Source organism: Streptomyces sp. NPDC002870 (genome assembly GCF_042888505.1).
In the GTDB taxonomy this organism is placed as follows: Bacteria; Actinomycetota; Actinomycetes; order Streptomycetales; family Streptomycetaceae; genus Streptomyces.
Genome location: NZ_JBIAPW010000004.1, coordinates 255370 through 275490 on the forward strand (window position 1 = coordinate 255370; position 20121 = coordinate 275490).

The 20121-nt window shown below is 68.3% G+C and carries 17 protein-coding genes; 2 read left to right on the forward strand and 15 right to left on the reverse strand.

Annotated features, from left to right (window positions below):
• Positions 1-57 precede the first annotated feature (57 nt).
• Complete coding sequence (locus tag ACFYWY_RS07855) at positions 58-666, forward strand: Uma2 family endonuclease (protein ID WP_389181313.1); 609 nt, start codon at positions 58-60, stop codon at positions 664-666.
• Positions 667-933: 267 nt separating this feature from the next.
• On the opposite strand, the gene nuoN is transcribed toward ACFYWY_RS07855, so the two are convergent.
• From nuoN to ACFYWY_RS07925, 14 genes are all read right to left on the reverse strand, one after another.
• Positions 934-2583: an NADH-quinone oxidoreductase subunit NuoN gene (gene nuoN / locus ACFYWY_RS07860; protein ID WP_389181316.1), complete on the reverse strand. Its 1650-nt coding sequence runs from the start codon at positions 2581-2583 to the stop codon at positions 934-936.
• A complete protein-coding gene (locus ACFYWY_RS07865) occupies positions 2580-4151 on the reverse strand; it encodes an NADH-quinone oxidoreductase subunit M (RefSeq protein ID WP_389181319.1) in 1572 nt (523 codons plus the stop codon). The genes nuoN and ACFYWY_RS07865 overlap by 4 nt, the downstream gene beginning before the upstream one ends.
• 5 nt (positions 4152-4156) lie before the next feature.
• Positions 4157-6097, reverse strand: a complete 1941-nt coding sequence (gene nuoL, locus ACFYWY_RS07870) for an NADH-quinone oxidoreductase subunit L (protein WP_389181322.1) — start codon at positions 6095-6097, stop codon at positions 4157-4159.
• 14 nt (positions 6098-6111) lie between these two features.
• Positions 6112-6411 carry an NADH-quinone oxidoreductase subunit NuoK gene (gene nuoK, locus ACFYWY_RS07875; RefSeq protein WP_389181325.1) on the reverse strand — a complete coding sequence of 100 codons (300 nt, stop codon included), beginning with the start codon at positions 6409-6411 and terminating at the stop codon, positions 6112-6114.
• Positions 6408-7310 (reverse strand): NADH-quinone oxidoreductase subunit J, encoded by a 903-nt coding sequence (locus ACFYWY_RS07880; protein ID WP_389181328.1) that lies wholly within the window; start codon positions 7308-7310, stop codon positions 6408-6410. Before ACFYWY_RS07880 ends, nuoK begins: the two co-directional genes overlap by 4 nt.
• The gene (nuoI, locus tag ACFYWY_RS07885) at positions 7307-7894 is read right to left on the reverse strand and encodes an NADH-quinone oxidoreductase subunit NuoI (protein WP_389181331.1); all 588 of its coding nucleotides are present in this window, start codon (positions 7892-7894) and stop codon (positions 7307-7309) included. Before nuoI ends, ACFYWY_RS07880 begins: the two co-directional genes overlap by 4 nt.
• Positions 7887-9260, reverse strand: coding sequence for an NADH-quinone oxidoreductase subunit NuoH (gene nuoH, locus ACFYWY_RS07890; RefSeq protein WP_389181540.1), 1374 nt, complete (start codon positions 9258-9260; stop codon positions 7887-7889). The genes nuoI and nuoH overlap by 8 nt, the downstream gene beginning before the upstream one ends.
• A 62-nt stretch (positions 9261-9322) precedes the next feature.
• Positions 9323-11833, reverse strand: coding sequence for an NADH-quinone oxidoreductase subunit G (locus tag ACFYWY_RS07895; RefSeq protein WP_389181334.1), 2511 nt, complete (start codon positions 11831-11833; stop codon positions 9323-9325).
• Between the two features lie 97 nt (positions 11834-11930).
• Complete coding sequence (gene nuoF / locus ACFYWY_RS07900) at positions 11931-13307, reverse strand: NADH-quinone oxidoreductase subunit NuoF (protein ID WP_389181337.1); 1377 nt, start codon at positions 13305-13307, stop codon at positions 11931-11933.
• Positions 13307-14170, reverse strand: coding sequence for an NADH-quinone oxidoreductase subunit NuoE (nuoE, locus tag ACFYWY_RS07905; RefSeq protein WP_389181340.1), 864 nt, complete (start codon positions 14168-14170; stop codon positions 13307-13309). Before nuoE ends, nuoF begins: the two co-directional genes overlap by 1 nt.
• 35 nt (positions 14171-14205) lie before the next feature.
• Complete coding sequence (locus ACFYWY_RS07910) at positions 14206-15528, reverse strand: NADH-quinone oxidoreductase subunit D (RefSeq protein WP_389181342.1); 1323 nt, start codon at positions 15526-15528, stop codon at positions 14206-14208.
• Positions 15528-16262 carry an NADH-quinone oxidoreductase subunit C gene (locus ACFYWY_RS07915; RefSeq protein WP_389181345.1) on the reverse strand — a complete coding sequence of 245 codons (735 nt, stop codon included), beginning with the start codon at positions 16260-16262 and terminating at the stop codon, positions 15528-15530. Before ACFYWY_RS07915 ends, ACFYWY_RS07910 begins: the two co-directional genes overlap by 1 nt.
• Positions 16259-16813, reverse strand: a complete 555-nt coding sequence (locus tag ACFYWY_RS07920) for an NADH-quinone oxidoreductase subunit B family protein (protein ID WP_266533888.1) — start codon at positions 16811-16813, stop codon at positions 16259-16261. The genes ACFYWY_RS07915 and ACFYWY_RS07920 overlap by 4 nt, the downstream gene beginning before the upstream one ends.
• 19 nt (positions 16814-16832) lie before the next feature.
• Positions 16833-17192, reverse strand: coding sequence for an NADH-quinone oxidoreductase subunit A (locus ACFYWY_RS07925; protein WP_030494815.1), 360 nt, complete (start codon positions 17190-17192; stop codon positions 16833-16835).
• Positions 17193-17885: 693 nt separating this feature from the next.
• On the opposite strand from ACFYWY_RS07925, the gene ACFYWY_RS07930 reads away from it, so the two are divergent.
• Positions 17886-18680 (forward strand): C40 family peptidase, encoded by a 795-nt coding sequence (locus tag ACFYWY_RS07930; protein WP_389181350.1) that lies wholly within the window; start codon positions 17886-17888, stop codon positions 18678-18680.
• Positions 18681-18765: 85 nt separating this feature from the next.
• Here ACFYWY_RS07930 and ACFYWY_RS07935 read toward each other — a convergent pair whose 3' ends face one another.
• Positions 18766-20052, reverse strand: coding sequence for a geranylgeranyl reductase family protein (locus tag ACFYWY_RS07935; protein WP_389181353.1), 1287 nt, complete (start codon positions 20050-20052; stop codon positions 18766-18768).
• Positions 20053-20121 lie beyond the last annotated feature (69 nt).

The following is a 20121-nucleotide window of genomic DNA, read 5'->3' on the forward strand; positions in this document are numbered from 1 at the left end:
CCGTTCCCTCCGGATACGCTGCTCAGACCCGCGAGACTCCGTCCCATGGGAGCACTGATGAGCGTCGAACCCCAGGCCTCGAAGCCCAGCTGGCCCGTCCCGCCCGTGGGTGGCTGGACGGCCGACGACCTGGACCGGCTTCCGAACCTGCCTCCGCACACGGAGCTGATCGACGGGAGCCTCGTCTTCGTGAGTCCGCAAACCGTCTTCCACATGCGCGCGGTCAGCTTCTTCGAATGGCAGCTGCAGTCGGTCGTTCCCGAGGACCTTGAGGTCTGCCGGGAGTTCACCATCGACATCGACCGGCAGAACAGGCCGGAGCCCGATGTGTTCGTGGTGCGCGGAGAGGCCATCGAGGAATCGGATCAGACCCGGTTCCCGGCCGAGTCCGTCATGCTGGCCATCGAGGTCGTCTCCACCGACTCCGTGACCCGGGATCGCGAGACCAAGCCGGTGAAGTACGCACGGGCCAAAATCCCGCACTACTGGCGGGTGGAGGACAACGAGGGTCAGGCCGTCGTCTATGTCTTCGAGCTGGAGCCGACCACGGGCGCGTACACCAGCACCGGAATCTTCCACGACCGGATGAAGGTCTCCGTCCCTTTCCCCGTCGACCTCGACCTCACCCAGATCAAGCCCCGCAGAAACAGCGCCGCAGAAGAGTAGCCGGTCTGTCGCGCGCGAAGACCCTGCAGTCTCACCGAGATGCCGGGTCCGACGTCATCCGCTTGCAGCCGGACCAGCTCGTGCCGACTGGGTCAGTGCTGGGACGTGTACGCACGAAGGTCGCCCACTGGGCTTCGGTGAACCGAGCCGAATGTGAGCGCGGGGGCCGGCGGCCGGTCGAAGATCGGCCGCCGGGCCGAAAAAGCGCTCGCCGCGGCGTCGGCGAAGACACCACGGCGAGCGCTCAGAAGCCGCCCACAGGCCGGGCTACCGCACAAACACTCCTGCCTGGCTCGCCAGGTCCAGGAAGTACTGCGGGGCCACACCCAGCACCAGCGTCACCGCCACACCCACGGCGATCGTCGTCATCGTCAGCGGCGAAGGCACCGCCACCGTGGGGCCCTCCGCCTTCGGCTCGCTGAAGAACATCAGCACGATGACCCGGATGTAGAAGAACGCGGCGATCGCCGACGAGATCACACCGACCACGACCAGCGCGCCCGCGCCGCCCTCCGCCGCCGCCTTGAAGACCGCGAACTTCCCGGAGAAGCCCGACGTCAGCGGAATGCCGGCGAAGGCCAGCAGGAACACCGCGAAGACCGCCGCCACCAGTGGCGAACGCCGCCCGAGCCCCGCCCACTTGGACAGATGCGTCGCCTCGCCGCCCGCGTCCCGCACCAGCGTGACCACCGCGAACGCGCCGATCGTCACGAAGGAGTACGCGGCGAGGTAGAAGAGGACGGACGAGATGCCGTCGGGCGTCGTCGCGATGACACCGGCCAGGATGAATCCGGCGTGCGCGATCGAGGAGTACGCAAGGAGCCGCTTGATGTCGGTCTGCGTGATCGCGACGATCGCACCGCCCAGCATGGTGACGATCGCGATCGCCCACATGACCGGCCGCCAGTCCCAGCGCAGCCCCGGCAGCACCACGTACAGCAGGCGCAGCAGCGCGCCGAACGCGGCCACCTTCGTCGCCGCGGCCATGAAGCCGGTGACCGGAGTCGGCGCGCCCTGGTAGACGTCCGGCGTCCACATGTGGAACGGCACCGCGCCGACCTTGAACAGCAGCCCCATAAGGATCATCGCGCCACCGATCAGCAGCAGCGCGTCGTTCCCCATGGTTTCGGCGAGCGCCGGGTCGATGATGCGCACGCTGCCGTCGACGACCTCCGCGATCCTCGCGTACGAAACCGAGCCCGCGTACCCGTACAGCAGGGCGATCCCGAACAGCAGGAACGCCGACGAGAAGGCTCCCAGCAGGAAGTACTTCACGGCCGCCTCCTGCGACATCAACCGCTTGCGGCGGGCGACGGCGCACAGGAGGTAGAGCGGGAGCGAGAAGACTTCCAGCGCGATGAAAAGCGTCAGCAGATCGTTGGCGGCCGGGAAGACCAGCATGCCGGTGATCGCGAAGAGCACCAGCGGGAAGACCTCGGTGGTGGTGAACCCGGCCTTGACCGCGGCCTTTTCGCTGTCGCTGCCGGGTACGGACGCGGCCTGCGCGGCGAACGAGTCGACGCGGTTGCCGTGCACCTCCGGGTCGAGGCGCCGCTCGGCGAAGGTGAAGACGGCGACCAGCGAGGCCAGCAGGATGGTGCCCTGCAGGAAGAGCGCCGGGCCGTCGACCGCGATCGCGCCCATCGCCGCGATCTTCGCCTTGGTGGTGCCGTATCCGCCGGCCGCGAGAGCGACGACCGCCGCGAAAGCGGCCAGGAGGGCGACGACGGTCAGGAACACCTGGACGTGGTAACGGGCCTTGCGTGGAACGAATGCCTCCACGAGCACACCCACGACGGCGGCGCCGACGACGATCAGCGCCGGTGCCAGTTGGGCGTACTCGACAGTCGGAGCCGGGATCTTGCCGATCGGCTCGGCTGCCGTTGTCCACAGGCTGTGGACAGCTGTAGCGCTCACTTGGCCGCCTCCACCTCGGGCTTGGGGTCCTTCTTCTGTACGTCGGACATCGTGTGCTCCACCGCCGGGTTGACGATGTCCGTCAGCGGCTTCGGGAAGACGCCGAGGAAGAGCAGCAGCGCGATCAGCGGAGCGACCACGGCCAGCTCACGGACCCTGAGGTCGGGCATCTCCCGCACCTCGGCCTTCACCGGGCCCGTCATCGTCCGCTGGTAGAGGACGAGGGTGTAGAGCGCGGCGAGCACAATGCCGAAGGTGGCGATGATTCCGGCCACCGGATAGCGCGCGTATGTGCCGACCAGGACCAGGAATTCACTCACGAAGGGCGCGAGACCCGGCAGCGAGAGCGTGGCCAGACCGCCGATCAGGAAGGTGCCCGCGAGTACCGGGGCGACCTTCTGCACCCCGCCGTAGTCCGCGATGAGCCGCGAGCCGCGCCGGGAGATCAGGAACCCGGCCACCAGCATCAGCGCGGCCGTCGAGATCCCGTGGTTGACCATGTAGAGCGTCGCGCCCGACTGCCCCTGGGACGTCATCGCGAAGATGCCCAGGATGATGAAGCCGAAGTGCGAGATCGAGGCGTACGCGACAAGGCGCTTGATGTCGCGCTGGCCGACCGCGAGCAGCGCGCCGTAGACGATGCTGATCAGCGCGAGCACCAGGATCACGGGCGTGGCCCACTTGGATGCCTCCGGGAAGAGCTGGAGGCAGAAGCGCAGCATCGCGAACGTGCCGACCTTGTCGACGACCGCGGTGATCAGCACGGCGACCGGCGCGGTCGCCTCACCCATGGCGTTGGGCAGCCAGGTGTGCAGCGGCCACAGCGGCGCCTTCACCGCGAAGGCGAAGAAGAAGCCGAGGAACAGCAGCCGCTCGGTGTTGGTCGCCATGTCGAGCGTCCCGGCCGCGCGTGCCTCGGCGATCTCGTCGAGCGAGAACGTGCCCGCGACGACGTAGAGCCCGATGACCGCGGCCAGCATGATCAGGCCGCCGGCCAGGTTGTAGAGCAGGAACTTCACGGCCGCGTACGAGCGTTGGGCCGCGGCGTTCTCGTCGCTGCCCGCATGGGCACGGTCCCCGAAGCCGCCGATGAGGAAGTACATCGGGATGAGCATGGCTTCGAACAGGATGTAGAAGAGGAAGACGTCGGTGGCCTCGAAGGAGAGGATCACCATCGCCTCGACGGCCAGGATCAGGGCGAAGAAGCCCTGCGTCGGCCGCCACCGCGACGACTTCGTCTCCAGCGGATCGGCGTCGTGCCAGCCGGCCAGGATCACGAACGGGATCAGCAGCGCGGTCAGCGCCAGCAGCGCCACCCCGATGCCGTCCACGCCCAGTTCGTACCGGACGCCGAAGTCCTTGATCCAGGCGTGCGACTCGGTCAGCTGATAGCGGTCGCCGCCGGGCTCGAACCGTACGAGCACGATCGCGGCCAGCACCAGCGTGCCGAGCGAGAACAGCAGCGCCAGCCACTTGGCCGCGGTGCGCCGCGCGGCCGGGACGGCGGCGGTGACGATCGCGCCGAGGGCCGGGAGCGCCGCCGTCACTGTAAGGAGAGGGAACGACATAACAGTTACACCGCCCTCATCAACAGGGTCGCGGCGATCAGCACCGCCGTACCTCCGAACATCGAGACCGCGTAGGTGCGGGCGTAGCCGTTCTGCAGCTTGCGCAGCCGGCCGGAGAGCCCGCCGACCGAGGCGGCCGTGCCGTTGACCACGCCGTCGACCAGGGTGTGGTCGACGTAGACCAGGGAGCGGGTGAGGTGCTCGCCGCCGCGGACCAGGACCACATGGTTGAAGTCGTCCTGGAGGAGATCGCGGCGGGCGGCCCGGGTGAGCAGACTCCCTCGCGGGGCGACCACGGGAACCGGGCGCCGTCCGTACTGGGCGTAGGCGATGCCCAGGCCGATGACGAGAGCGACGACCGTTGCCGAAGTGACCGCCGTCGCGCTGATGGGCGGATGCCCGTGCTCGAAGTCCGTGACGGGCTTGAGCCAGTTCACGAACGCGTCGTTGAGACTGAACAGGCCTCCGGCGAAGACGGACCCGAAGGCGAGCACCACCATGGGGATGGTCATCGACTTCGGCGACTCGTGCGGATGCGGCATCTCGCCGGGGTGCACCTCGATGCCGGGCTCGACACTCGGCGCCGTGTCCGGGTCGGGGGCGGGCTGCCAGCGCTTCTCGCCGAAGAACGTCAGCAGCATCACGCGGGTCATGTAGTACGCGGTGATCGCGGCGCCCAGCAGCGCCGTACAGCCGAGGATCCAGCCCTCCGTCCCGCCCTTGGCGAAGGCCGCCTCGATGATCTTGTCCTTGGAGAAGAAGCCGGACAGACCGGGGAAGCCGATGATCGCCAGATAGCCGAGCCCGAAGGTGACGAAGGTGATCGGCATGTACTTTCGCAGGCCGCCGTACTTGCGCATGTCGACTTCGTCGTTCATGCCGTGCATCACGGAGCCCGCACCGAGGAACAGCCCGGCCTTGAAGAAGCCGTGCGTCACCAGGTGCATGATCGCGAAGGCGTATCCGATCGGGCCGAGGCCGGCCGCGAGGATCATGTAGCCGATCTGCGACATCGTCGAACCGGCCAGCGCCTTCTTGATGTCGTCCTTCGCGCAACCGACGATGGCACCGAAGATCAGCGTCACCGCGCCGACGACCGTGACCGCCAACTGCGCGTCCGGGGCCGCGTTGAAGATCTCCCCGGACCGGGTGATGAGGTAGACGCCCGCGGTCACCATGGTCGCCGCGTGGATCAGGGCCGAGACCGGAGTCGGGCCCTCCATCGCGTCCCCGAGCCAGGACTGCAGCGGCACCTGTGCGGACTTGCCGCACGCCGCGAGGAGCAGCAGCAGCCCGATGGCCGTCAGCGTGCCCTCGCTCGTCTCACCGGTCGCCTCCAGCACAGGCCCGAAGGCGAATGTCCCGAAGGTGGTGAACATCAGCATGATCGCGATCGACAGACCCATGTCGCCGACGCGGTTGACCAGGAAGGCCTTCTTCGCCGCCGTCGCCGCGCTGGGCTTGTGCTGCCAGAAGCCGATCAGCAGGTACGAGGCGAGGCCCACGCCCTCCCAGCCGACGTACAGCAGGAGGTAGTTGTCCGCGAGGACCAGCAGCAGCATCGCCGCGAGGAAGAGGTTCAGATAGCCGAAGAAGCGGCGGCGGCGCTCGTCATGCTCCATGTACCCGATCGAGTACACATGGATCAGCGAGCCCACGCCCGTGATCAGCAGGACGAACGTCATCGACAGCTGGTCGAGCTGGAAGGCCACGTCGGCCTGGAAGCCCTCGACGGGAATCCAGCTGAACAGCCTCTGGTACAGGGCGCGTTCATCCGCGCCCTTGCCCAGCATGTCCACGAACAGAACCGCGCCGATCACAAAGGACACGGCCGCGAACAGCGTGCCGATCCAGTGGCCGCTGCGGTCGAGCCGCCGCCCCCCGCACAGCAGGACCGCCGCTCCGAGCAAAGGCGCCGCGACAAGCAGCGCAATCAAGTTCTCCACGATTCAGCGACCCCTTACAGCTTCATCAGGCTGGCGTCGTCGACCGAGGCCGAGTGGCGGGAACGGAACAGCGACACGATGATCGCGAGCCCGACCACGACTTCAGCGGCGGCGACGACCATCGTGAAGAAAGCGATGACCTGGCCGTCGAGATTGCCGTGCATCCGGGAGAAGGCGACGAACGCGAGGTTGCAGGCGTTGAGCATCAGCTCGATGCACATGAAGAGCACGATCGCGTTCCGCCGGATCAGCACCCCGGCCGCGCCGATGGTGAACAACAGCGCCGCGAGATACAGATAGTTGACGGGATTCACTTCGCGACCTCCTCGTCGTGCGAGTCGTGCGAGTTGTTTCGGTCGTGCGGCTCGTGCGACTCATTCGACTTGCGCGACTTGCCCGGCTCGTGCGACTCGGTCTCACGGCCGAGCCGCTCCTCCGAGCGCTGCTCCAGCGCCCGCAGGTCGTTCAGCGCCTCGCTCGACACATCGCGGATCTGGCCGCGCGCCCGCAGCGTCTTGCTGACGGTGAGCTCGGACGGCGTGCCGTCCGGCAGCAGACCGGCGATGTCCACGGCGTTGTGCCGGGCGTAGACACCGGGCGCGGGCAGCGGCGGAAGCTGCTTGCCTTCCCGTACACGCTGCTCGGCCAGCTCGCGCTGGGTCTTGGCCCGCTCGGTGCGCTCCCGGTGGGTGAGCACCATCGCGCCGACGGCCGCCGTGATCAGCAGCGCGCTGGTGATCTCGAAGGCGAAGACGTACTTGCTGAAGATGAGTCGGGCCAGGCCCTCGACATTGCCGCCGTGCGCGGTGTTGGCCGCGCCCAGGCCGTTGAACGTCTTCAGCGAGGCATGGCCGATGCCGGCGATCAGCAGCCCGCCGAAGCCGAGACCGCAGGCCGCCGCCAGCCAGCGCTGCCCCTTGAGCGTCTCCTTCAGGGAGTCGGCGGCGGTGACGCCGACCAGCATGACCACGAAGAGGAACAGCATCATGATCGCACCGGTGTAGACGATGATCTGGACGACACCGAGGAAGTACGCGCCGTTGGCGAGGTAGAAGACCGCCAGAACGATCATGGTCCCGGCGAGGCAGAGCGCACTGTGCACGGCCCGCCGCATCATGATCGTGCCGAGCGCCCCGACGACGGCGATCGTGCCGAGCACCCAGAACTGGACGGCCTCGCCCATGGAAGTGGTGGAAGCGGCCAGGGTGTTCATACGTCCACCTCCTCGCCCTTCTCCCCCTTGGAGACGGCGACCTGCTGGACCGTGCCGGGAGCGGCCTCGCTGACCAGCCCCCGGTAGTAGTCCTGCTCGTCCATGCCGGGGAAGATCGAGTGCGGGGAGTCGACCATGCCCTCCTCGAGACCGGCGAGCAGCTGCTCCTTCGTATAGATGAGGCTCTCGCGGGAGCTGTCGGCCAGCTCGAAGTCGTTCGTCATAGTCAGCGCCCGCGTCGGACAGGCCTCGATGCACAGCCCGCACAGAATGCAGCGGGCGTAGTTGATCTGGTAGACCCGGCCGTACCTCTCCCCCGGGGAGTAGCGCTCCTCCTCGGTGTTGTCCGCGCCCTCCACATAGATCGCGTCCGCCGGGCAGGCCCACGCGCACAGCTCGCATCCGATGCACTTCTCGAGCCCGTCCGGATGACGGTTGAGCTGGTGCCGGCCGTGGAAGCGCGGCGCCGTGACCTTCTGCTGTTCCGGGTACTGCTCGGTCAGCCGCTTCTTGAACATGGCCTTGAAGGTCACGCCGAAGCCGGCGACCGGATTCTGGAACTTGTTCTCGGATTCCTCAGACACCGTCAGCCTCCTTTCCGTCACTAGGACCGTCACTCGCTCCGGGGGTTGGGGGCTCGCCCCCGGAAACGTCGTTGCCGGGTGCACCACTGACAATCAACTCGCGCTCACGGCGCGGCCGCCTGCGCGGCACGGGCGGCAACTCCTGCCCCGGCAGCGGCGGTACGGGGAATCCGCCCGCCATCGGGTCGAAGGCGGCCGCCTCCGCCTCTGCGGCTTCGGCCTCCGCCTCCTTCTCCTTCCTGCCGCGGAAGATGTCGGCCACGAAGGAGAGCAGCAGCACAGCGATGACCGCGCCTCCGACGTACAGCACAATCTGCTGGAAGTCGTAGTTCTCGTTCCGCAGCGCCCGTACGGTCGCCACCAGCATCAGCCAGACCACCGATACCGGGATCAGCACCTTCCAGCCGAGCTTCATCAGCTGGTCGTAGCGGACGCGGGGCAGGGTGCCGCGCAGCCAGATGAAGAAGAACAGCAGCAGCTGGACCTTGATGACGAACCAGAGCATCGGCCACCAGCCGTGGTTCGCGCCCTCCCAGAACGTCGAGATGGGGTACGGGGCCCGCCAGCCGCCCAGGAAGAGGGTGGCCGAGACGGCGGAGACGGTGACCATGTTGACGTACTCGGCCAGCATGAACATCGCGAACTTGATCGAGCTGTACTCGGTGTTGAAGCCGCCGACCAGGTCGCCTTCGGACTCCGGCATGTCGAACGGAGCACGGTTGGTCTCGCCGACCATCGTGACGACGTAGATGATGAAGGAGACCGGCAGCAGGATGATGAACCAGCGGTCCGCCTGCGCTTCGACGATCGCCGAGGTCGACATCGACCCGGAGTAGAGGAAGACGGAGGCGAAGGCCGCGCCCATCGCGATCTCGTACGAGATCATCTGCGCGCAGGACCTCAGGCCGCCCAGCAGCGGATACGTCGACCCCGACGACCAGCCGGCCAGCACGATGCCGTAGATCCCGACCGAGGCGACCGCGAGGATGTAGAGCATCGCGATCGGCAGGTCGGTGAGCTGCATCGAGGTGCGGTGGCCGAAGATCGAGACCTCGTTGCCGGCCGGCCCGAAGGGGATCACGGCGATCGCCATGAAGGCCGGGATCGCGGCGATGATCGGCGCGAGGACATAGACGACCTTGTCCGCACGCTTGACGATCACGTCTTCCTTCAGCATCAGCTTCATGCCGTCGGCGAGCGACTGGAGCATGCCCCAGGGGCCGTGCCGGTTGGGGCCGATGCGCAGCTGCATCCAGGCGACGACCTTGCGCTCCCACACGATGGAGAAGAGCACGGTGATCATCAGGAAGGCGAAGCAGAACACGGCCTTGATGGCGACGAGCCACCAGGGGTCGCTTCCGAACATCGAAAGATCCTCAGCGGCGAGCACGCTCCGCTGGGCCTCCGTGACAGTTGCGAGAGTCGGGCTCACGCTCGCACCTCCGGTACGTCAGGGGTGGCGGTCTTCGCCGCCGCCGGGCCGATGCGGACCAGCTGCCCGGGTACGGCACCGGTGTCCGAAACAACGCCGCCGCCGGCCGAGTTCAGCGGGAGCCACACCACCCGGTCGGGCATCTCGCTCACCTGGAGCGGGAAACTGACCGAGCCGGCGGGTCCGGTGACGGCGAGGACGTCGCCGTCCTTGACGCCCGTCTCGGCCGCCGTCGCCGCGGAGAGCCGGGCGACCGCCGCGTGGCGGGTGCCCGCCAGCGCCTCGTCGCCCTGCTGGAGCAGGCCCTGGTCGAGCAGGAGCCGGTGGCCGGCGAGAACCGCCTCGCCCTCGCCCGGGCGGGGCAGGGACTGGGCGGGCTCATTGGGCTCGGTGGCCCGCGGTCCGTCCCACGTGCCCAGCCGGTCCAGCTCGCTGCGTACGGACTTGAGATCCGGCATCCCGAAGTTGACGTCGAGCGCGTCCGCCAGCATGTGCAGCACCCGCGCGTCCGTCGGCGCCAGGCGGCGCGTCATGTGCTCGGGCTTCAGCGCGGCCTCGAACAGCCTCGCCCTGCCCTCCCAGTTGAGGAACGTGCCCGGCTTCTCGGCGACGGCCGCGACCGGGAAGACCACGTCCGCCCGCTCGGTGACCTCGCTGGGCCGCAGCTCCAGGGAGACCAGGAAGCCGACCGCGTCGAGCGCCTCACGCGCCCGCGCCGGGTCGGGCAGGTCCGCGAGCTCGACGCCCGCCACCAGCAGCGCGCCCAGCTCGCCGGTGGCCGCGGCCTCGACGATCTGGCCGGTGTCGCGGCCGTAGCGGTGCGGGAGTTCGCGTACGCGCCAGGCCGCCGCGGTCTCCTCACGGGCCCGCGGGTCGGTGGCCGGGCGGCCGCCGGGCAGCAGCGAGGGGATCGCGCCCGCCTCGAGCGCGCCGCGCTCGCCCGCCCTGCGCGGGATCCACACCAGTTGCGCGCCGGTCGCGGTCGCGGCCCGTACCGCGGCGGTCAGCCCGCCGGGCACGGCGGCGAGCCGCTCGCCGACGACGATGACCGCGCCGTCGGAGCGCAGCGCCTCTGCCGCCTTCGCGCCGTCGCCGTCCAGATCCGCGCCACCGCTCAGCGCGTCCAGCCACTCGGTCTCGGTGCCGGGGGCGGCGGGGAGCAGTGTGCCGCCCGCCTTCGTCAGTCCGCGGGTGGCGTGCGTGGCCAGCGCGAAGGTGCGCTGCCCGTGCTTGCGCCGGGCCTTGCGCAGTCGCAGGAAGACGCCGGGGGCTTCCTCCTCGGACTCGAACCCGACCAGCAGGACCGCGGGGGCCTTCTCCAGGGAGGTGTAGGTGACCCCGACGCCGTCCAGGTCCCGGCCGCGCCCCGCGACGTGGGCGGCCAAGAAGTCGGCCTCCTCGCTGCTGTGCACGCGTGCGCGGAAGTCGACGTCGTTGGTGTCGAGGGCGACCCGGGCGAACTTGCCGTACGCGTACGAGTCCTCGACGGTCAGCCGGCCGCCCACCAGGACACCGGCCCGGCCGCGCGCCGCGCTCAGACCGCGGGCAGCCGCCTCCAGCGCTTCCGGCCAGCTCGCCGGCTCCAGCTCACCCTGGTCGTTGCGTACGAGAGGAGTCGTGAGCCGGTCCCGCTTCTGCGCGTAGCGGAAGCCGAAGCGCCCCTTGTCGCAGATCCACTCCTCGTTGACCTCGGGGTCGTCCGCCGCGAGCCGTCGCATGACCTTGCCGCGGCGGTGGTCCGTACGCGTCGCACAGCCGCCCGCGCAGTGCTCGCACACCGAAGGCGACGACACCAGGTCGAAGGGGCGGGAGCGGAAGCGGTACGCGGCCGATGTCAGCGCGCCCACCGGGCAGATCTGGATGGTGTTCCCGGAGAAGTACGACTCGAACGGGTCGCCCTCGCCGGTGCCGACCTGCTGCAGCGCACCCCGCTCGAGCAGCTCGATCATCGGGTCGCCCGCGACCTGGTTGGAGAACCGGGTGCAGCGGGCGCACAGCACGCACCGCTCACGGTCGAGGAGCACCTGTGTGGAGATCGGCACGGGCTTGGCGAATGTGCGCTTCTTTCCCTCGAAGCGAGTGTCCGGGTCGCCGACCTGCATGGCCTGGTTCTGCAGGGGGCATTCGCCGCCCTTGTCGCAGACCGGGCAGTCCAGCGGGTGGTTGATCAGCAGCAGTTCCATCACACCGCGCTGGGCCTTGTCGGCGACCGGCGAGGTGAGCTGCGACTTGACGACCATGCCGTCGGTGCAGGTGATGGTGCAGGACGCCATCGGCTTGCGCTGGCCCTCGACCTCGACGATGCACTGGCGGCAGGCGCCGACCGGGTCGAGGAGGGGGTGGTCGCAGAACCGCGGGATCTCGATGCCGAGCAGCTCGGCGGCCCGGATGACCAGAGTGCCCTTGGGCACGCTGATCTCGATGCCGTCGATCGTCAGCGACACGAGATCTTCCGGCGGAAGCGCCGCGCTGCCGCCTCCGGCGGGGTTGGACGTCGTGACGGTCATGCCCGTACCTCCGCACGAGGTGAGTCGGACTGCGGTGCTCGGCCCGCAGGGCGGTCTGCGGCGAAGCCGCGGCCGGGGCTCGGCGCATAAGCCACAGTCATGCGGTCACCTCCAGGTGCTTGTCGGCCCAGGCGGTCGACCTCGCGGGGTCGAAGGGGCAGCCCTTGCCGGTGATGTGCTGCTCGTACTCCTCACGGAAGTACTTGAGCGAGGAGAAGATCGGGGACGCGGCGCCGTCGCCCAGCGCGCAGAAGGACTTGCCGTTGATGTTGTCGGCGATGTCGTTCAGCTTGTCGAGGTCGGACATGACGCCCTTGCCGGCCTCGATGTCGCGCAGCAACTGCACCAGCCAGTACGTGCCCTCGCGGCACGGCGTGCACTTGCCGCAGGACTCATGGGCGTAGAACTCGGTCCACCGCGTCACGGCCCGCACCACGCAGGTCGTCTCGTCGAAACACTGCAGCGCCTTGGTGCCGAGCATCGAACCGGCCGCGCCCACGCCCTCGTAGTCCAGCGGCACATCGAGGTGCTCGTCGGTGAACATCGGGGTCGAGGAGCCGCCCGGAGTCCAGAACTTGAGGCGGTGGCCCTTGCGCATGCCGCCGCTCATGTCGAGCAGCTGGCGCAGTGTGATGCCGAGCGGGGCCTCGTACTGGCCGGGGTTGGTGACATGGCCGCTTAGCGAGTAGAGCGTGAAGCCCGGGGACTTCTCGCTGCCCATCGACTTGAACCAGTCCTTGCCGCGATGAAGGATCGCGGGAACGGAGGCGATGGACTCGACGTTGTTCACCACAGTGGGGCACGCGTATAGACCGGCGACCGCGGGGAAGGGGGGACGCAGCCGGGGCTGACCGCGACGGCCTTCCAGGGAGTCCAGCAGCGCGGTCTCCTCACCGCAGATGTACGCGCCCGCGCCCGCGTGCACGGTGAGTTCGAGGTCGAGTCCGGACCCCAGGATGTTCTTGCCGAGGAAGCCCGCCTCGTACGCCTCGCGTACGGCTTCGTGCAGCCGCCGCAGTACGGGGACGACTTCACCGCGCAGATAGATGAACGCGTGATTCGACCGGATCGCGTAGCAGGCGATCACGATTCCCTCGATGAGGGAGTGCGGGTTGGCGAACAGGAGCGGGATGTCCTTGCAGGTCCCGGGCTCCGATTCGTCGGCGTTGACAACGAGATAGTGCGGCTTGCCGTCGCCCTGCGGAATGAACTGCCACTTCATCCCGGTGGGGAAGCCCGCGCCGCCGCGGCCGCGCAGCCCGGAGTCCTTGACGTACGCGATGAGGTCGTCCGGCGACATGGCCAGCGCCTTGCGCAGTCCCTCGTACCCCTCGTGGCGCCGGTAGGTGTCCAGCGTCCAGGACTCCGCCTCGTCCCAGAAGGCGGAGAGGACGGGCACGAGAAGCTTCTCGGGACTCGTCTCTCCCCCGGCCTCCGGTCGGGCGGTGCCCCCAAACTCGGTGGACAAGCTCATCACTCCCCCTCCTCGGCTGCGGGTCCGGCCGGGTGGTCGGGGTCGGAGGCCGAGGTCTGCTGCGGTGCGTCGTGCGAGCTGAGGTGCTCGGAACCGGGCTGGGGCGGTGCCTCGTGCGCTGCTTCGTGCGGTGCCTCGTGCGCTGCTTCGTGTGGTGTCTCGTGCGGTGCTTCGCCTCGCGGGGAGACCACGCGCGGCGTCGGACTCTCGCCCCTGGCCAGGCGCAGGCCGATCAGCGAGGCGGGTCCCGCGCCGCCGCTCGCCCCGACCGCGCCCGGGCGCTCGTCGGGGAAGCCCGCGAGGATCCGCGCGGTCTCCTTGTACGTACACAGCGGAGCGCCGCGGGTCGGCTCGACGGGCCGCCCCGCACGCAGGTCGTCGACGAGGCGCTTGGCGGTCTCGGGCGTCTGATTGTCGAAGAACTCCCAGTTGACCATCACCACGGGGGCGAAGTCGCAGGCCGCGTTGCACTCGATGTGCTCGAGGGTGACCTTGCCGTCCTCGGTCGTCTCGCTGTTGCCGACGCCGAGGTGCTGCTTGAGCTCGTCGAAGATGGCGTCGCCGCCCATCACCGCGCACAGCGTGTTGGTGCAGACGCCGACCTGGTAGTCGCCGGAGGGCACCCGCCGGTACATCGAGTAGAAGGTGGAGACCGCGGTGACCTCCGCGGTGGTCAGGTCCAGCAGTTCGGCGCAGAAGCGGACGCCGGTGCGGGTGACGTACCCCTCCTCGGACTGCACGAGGTGCAGCAGGGGCAGCAGGGCGGACCGGCTGTCGGGGTAGCGGGCGATGAGCACCTTCGCGTCCGCTTCGAGCCGGGCGCGCACATCGGCCGGGTAGTCGGGGGCGGGGAGCTGGGGCATGCCCAGGCTCACCTCTTGATTAGCTGGTGTGGCTGTCACCGGTCGACGCCTCCCATCACGGGGTCGATGGACGCGACGGCGACGATGACGTCGGCGACCTGGCCGCCCTCGCACATCGCCGCCATGGCCTGCAGATTGGTGAAGGACGGGTCGCGGAAGTGGACCCGGTAGGGGCGGGTGCCGCCGTCGGAGACGACATGGACGCCGAGCTCGCCCTTGGGCGACTCGACGGCCGCGTACGTCTGTCCGGGCGGCACCCGGAAGCCCTCGGTCACCAGCTTGAAGTGGTGGATCAGGGCCTCCATCGAGGTGCCCATGATCTTCTTGATGTGGTCGAGGGAGTTGCCGAGACCGTCGGGGCCGAGCGCGAGCTGCGCGGGCCAGGCGATCTTCTTGTCGGCGACCATGACCGGTCCCGGCTCGAGCCGGTCCAGGCACTGCTCGACGATGCGCAGCGACTGCCGCATCTCCTCCAGGCGGACGAGGAAGCGGCCGTACGCGTCGCAGCTGTCGGCGGTCGGGACGTCGAACTCGTACGTCTCGTAACCGCAGTAGGGGTCGGTCTTGCGCAGATCGTGGGCGAGGCCCGCGGCGCGCAGGATCGGCCCGGTGGCGCCCAGTGCCATGCAGCCGGTCAGATCGAGATGGCCGACGTCCTGCATACGGGCCTTGAAGATGGGGTTGCCGGTGGCGAGCTTGTCGTACTCCGGCAGGTTCTTGGTCATCTTCTTGACGAACTCGCGTACCGCGTCGACCGCGCCGGGGGGCAGATCCTGGGCGAGTCCACCGGGCCGGATGAACGCGTGGTTCATCCGCAGGCCGGTGATCAGTTCGTACAGGTCCAGGATCATTTCGCGGTCCCGGAACCCGTAGATCATGATCGTGGTGGCGCCGAGCTCCATGCCGCCGGTGGCGATGGCCACCAGGTGGGAGGAGAGCCGGTTGAGCTCCATCAGCAGTACGCGGACGATGCTGGCCCGGTCCGGGATCTGGTCCGTGATGCCGAGCAGCTTCTCCACGCCCAGGCAGTACGCCGTCTCGTTGTAGAACGAGGTGAGGTAGTCCATGCGCGTGACGAAGGTGGTGCCCTGCGTCCAGGTCCGGAATTCGAGGTTCTTCTCGATGCCGGTGTGGAGGTAGCCGATGCCGCAGCGCGCCTCGGTGACCGTCTCTCCGTCGATCTCCAGGATCAGCCGGAGCACACCGTGCGTGGAGGGGTGCTGCGGGCCCATGTTGACGACGATCCGCTCGTCGTCGGCCTTGGCCGCGGACTGGACGACCTCGTCCCAGTCACCGCCGGTGACTGTATATACAGTCCCCTCGGTGGTCTCGCGGGCAGAAGCGTGAGAAGTAGACATCAGCTGTACGACCTCCGCTGGTCCGGAGCCGGGATCTGAGCGCCCTTGTACTCGATGGCGATGCCGCCGAGCGGATAGTCCTTGCGCTGCGGGAAGCCCTGCCAGTCGTCCGGCATCATGATCCGCGTCAGGGCGGGGTGGCCGTCGAAAACGAGCCCGAAGAAGTCGTACGTCTCGCGCTCGTGCCAGTCGTTGGTCGGATAGACCGCGACCAGTGACGGGACGTGCGGGTCGCTGTCCGGAGCGGAGACCTCGAGGCGGATCAGCCGGCCGTGGGTGATCGAGCGCAGGTGGTAGACGGCGTGCAGCTCGCGGCCCTTCTCCTCGGGGAAGTGGACGCCGCTGACGCCCGTGCAGAGCTCGAAACGGAGCGCCGGGTCGTCGCGCAGGGTGCGCGCCACCTGAAGGAGGTGCTCGCGGGCGATGTGGAAGGTGACCTCGCCGCGGTCGACGACCGTCTTCTCGATGGCGTTCTCGGGGACGAGTCCCTGTTCTTCCAGGGCGCCTTCCAGCTCGTCGGCCACCTCGTCGAGGTACCCGCCGTAGGGGCGGCTCGCGGGCCCCGGGAGGCGTACGGAGCGGATGAGCCCGCCGTAGCCGGAGGTGTCGCCGCCGTTGTTCGCACCGAACATGCCGCGCTGGACGCGGATCTCCTCGCCGTGCTCGCCACGCTGCCCGGGCAGGTTCTGCGCGCCGACTTCCTTGTCGGGGTTCGGCTCACTGGTCTCGTTCACCGGAGCAGCCCCTTCATCTCAATGGTGGGGAGCGCCTTGAGAGCCGCTTCCTCCGCCTCGCGGGCCGCCTCTTCCGCGTTCACGCCGAGCTTGGAGGTCTGGATCTTCTGGTGGAGCTTGAGGATCGCGTCCATCAGCATCTCCGGACGCGGCGGGCAGCCGGGCAAATAGATGTCAACAGGAACAATGTGGTCAACGCCCTGCACAATCGCGTAATTGTTGAACATTCCGCCCGACGATGCGCAAACGCCCATGGAAATAACCCACTTGGGGTTGGGCATCTGGTCGTAGACCTGCCGCAGGACGGGCGCCATCTTCTGGCTGACCCGCCCCGCCACGATCATCAGGTCGGCCTGGCGCGGCGAGCCGCGGAAGACCTCCATGCCGAAGCGGGCCAGGTCGTAGCGGCCGGCGCCGGTCGTCATCATCTCGATGGCGCAGCAGGCCAGGCCGAAGGTCGCCGGGAAGACGGATGACTTGCGCACCCAGCCCGAGGCCTGTTCGACGGTGGTCAGCAGGAAACCGCTCGGCAGCTTCTCTTCGATTCCCATTGGTGTGCTCCTCAGCCCCTCAGTCCCATTCCAGGCCGCCCCGCCGCCACACATACGCGTAGGCGACGAAGACGGTGAGCACGAAGAGCAGCATCTCCACGAGCCCGAAAAGCCCCAGGGCGTCGAAGGTGACCGCCCAGGGGTAGAGGAAGACGATCTCGATGTCGAAGACGATGAAGAGCATCGCCGTCAGGTAGTACTTGATGGGAAAGCGGCCGCCTCCGGCCGGCGTGGGAGTCGGCTCGATGCCGCACTCGTACGCCTCCAGTTTTGCCCGGTTGTACCGCTTGGGGCCGATAAGCGTGGCCATGACCACGGAGAAGATCGCAAACCCTGCCCCGAGGGCGCCGAGCACAAGGATGGGCGCGTAAGCATTCACCCTCCTCGCTCCTTCCAGTCGTCCTTGACCGTTGGACCGCGCCGGGCATCCGCCTCGCCGCCCCAGCGAAGATCGTGCACATGTGAGGCAGTTCACAAGCCCGACTGCTCCGCATCCTATGCCTGCCGGTCTGTGATCTGCGACACGGGGTGCGACAACGCCTTTGTGATCTCCACCACCCAGCGAACGATCATGAAGTCGGATGGGCGGTGATCTCCATACGCGAAGTGTCCGATTGATCACCAGACGTGACATCCGTAGGTGTTACCGCTGGTCGGAGGCTATGCGCCCTACCAAGCGGTGGCTCGTACCGGCAAATTGGCGATGGACCCCAACGGGTGATAGTGGACACCGCCCCACCCGGGCGGGGGCATGGGTGGACCGAGGTGGACAACGTGCCCCCATTCACGAGCCCCCGACCACCCCGACGTTGACCTTTCTGTGACCTGCGCCACCCGCTTGCGACTTCAACAAAAGCGGGCTTGGCCAACGGCGTGAAGGGGTGGTAAGCGGCAGGCAATTCGGACCTTTTACGGAAAGTCAATGATCAAGGCCGTGATCACGCATGCCCGTATTGCCCGTTACGGCGTCAATAAGGGTCCGGGGGGAGCGGATTCAGAGGTTCCGGTCGTAACTGTGGTGCAACACACGTTTCTTGAAGGGAACCGTGAGCCCCTGATAGCGGTTGTACTCATGTCCCACACCGCTCACATACCCAGCCACCGGAAGCCCCGCCGTAGCGCCTCGAAACTCGCGCTGAGGGCCGGAGTTGCCGGTGGCGTCCTCAGCACCATGGCAGTGGCCGGAGCTGCCGGGCCGGCGAACGCCGAGCCGGTGACCGAGACCATCGAGATGCCGACGCTCACCGCCGACGCCGTCCTCTCCGCCGCCGTCTCGCAGTCCGCGGAGGCCACTCAGCAGGTCGCCCTCGACCTCGAGTTGCAGGCCCAGGAGGACGCCGCCGCCGCCAAGGCCGCGAAGTCCGCCAAGCTGGCCAAGGCTGAGGCCGAGCGCAAGGCCGAGGCCAAGGAGAAGGCCGAGGCGAAGAAGCGCGCCGAGGCCGAGGCCAAGGAGCGCGCCTCCCGCGACTCCGAGCGCACCACGCTCTCCGCCTCCAGCAACACCTCCGCGACGGGCTCCGCAGCGACCGTCGTCGCCTTCCTCAAGGCGCAGCTCGGCGACGCCTACGTCATGGGCGCATCCGGCCCCAACTCGTGGGACTGCTCCAGCCTCGTCCAGGCCGCGTTCCGGACGGTCGGCGTCGACCTCCCGCGCGTCTCGCAGGACCAGTCGGTGGCCGGCACCCAGGTGGGCACCAGCAACCTCCAGGTCGGCGACATCCTCTACTGGGGCGGCGCCGGCAGCGCGTACCACACCGGTGTCTACATCGGCGACGGCAAGTACCTCGACGCCGCCAACCCCGGCAAGGGCGTCGTGATCCAGGACCTGTCGGGCTACCCAGCGAGCGGCGCGGTCCGGGTACTCTGAGCGCAGATACCGCACATACGAACACAAAGGGCCGCGGCTCCCCCGCTCGGGGGTGGAGCCGCGGCCCTTCGCCGTGCCGGACCTCTCAGGCCTTCGGGGCCACCTTGCTCAGACCGTTGATGATCCGGTCCATCGCGTCGCCGCCCGTCGGGTCGGTGAGGTTCGCCAGCATCTTCAGCGTGAACTTCATCAGCAGCGGATGCGTCAGACCGCGCTGGGTCGCGATCTTCATGACCTTCGGGTTGCCGATGAGCTTCACGAACGCGCGGCCCAGCGTGTAGTAGCCGCCGTAGGTGTCCTTGAGGACCTTCGGGTAGCGGTGCAGCGCCAGTTCCCGCTGCGCCGGGGTCTGCCGGGCGTGCGCCTGGACGATCACATCGGCGGCGATCTGCCCGGACTCCATGGCGTACGCGATGCCCTCGCCGTTGAACGGGTTGACCAGCCCGCCCGCGTCGCCGACCAGCAGCAGGCCCTTGGTGTAGTGCGGCTGGCGGTTGAAGGCCATCGGGAGCGCGGCGCCGCGGATCGGCATCGTCATGTTCTCCTCGGTGTACCCCCAGTCCTCCGGCATCGAGGCGCACCAGGCCTTGAGCACCTCGCGCCAGTCCAGCTCCTTGAAGGAGCCGGAGGTGTTGAGCACGCCCAGGCCGACGTTGGAGGTGCCGTCTCCCATGCCGAAGATCCAGCCGTAGCCGGGCAGCAGCCGGTCCTCGCCCGGGCCGCGGCGGTCCCACAGCTCCAGCCAGGACTCCAGGTAGTCGTCGTCGTGGCGGGGTGAGGTGAAGTACGTCCGTACGGCCACGCCCATCGGCCGGTCCTCACGCCGGTGCAGCCCCATGGCGAGGGAGATCCGCGAGGAGTTGCCGTCGGCGGCGACGACGAGCGGGGCGTGGAAGGCGACGGGAGTCTTCTCCTCGCCCAGCTTGGCGTTCACGCCGGTGATGCGGCCGGTGCGGTCGTCGATGATCGGAGCCCCGACATTGCACCGCTCGTACAGCCGCGCGCCCGCCTTCTGCGCCTGCCGGGCCAGCTGCTCGTCGAAGTCGTCGCGCTTGCGGACGAGTCCGTAGTCCGGGTACGAGGCGAGATCCGGCCAGTCGAGCTGCAGCCGCACCCCGCCGCCGATGATCCGCAGGCCCTTGTTCCGCAGCCAGCCGGCTTCCTCGGAGATGTCGATGCCCATCGCGACCAGCTGCTTGGTGGCGCGGGGGGTGAGGCCGTCGCCGCACACCTTCTCGCGCGGGAAGGCGGTCTTCTCCAGGAGCAGGACGTCGAGTCCGGCCTTGGCGAGGTAGTACGCGGTTGTGGAGCCGGCCGGGCCTGCCCCGACGACGATCACATCGGCGGTGTGTTCGGAGAGGGGCTCGGTCACGGCGGGTTCTCCCGAAGACTCGATATTGCGTACCGATTGGCACAGGACATGTGCAGTCTATGGGGGCGT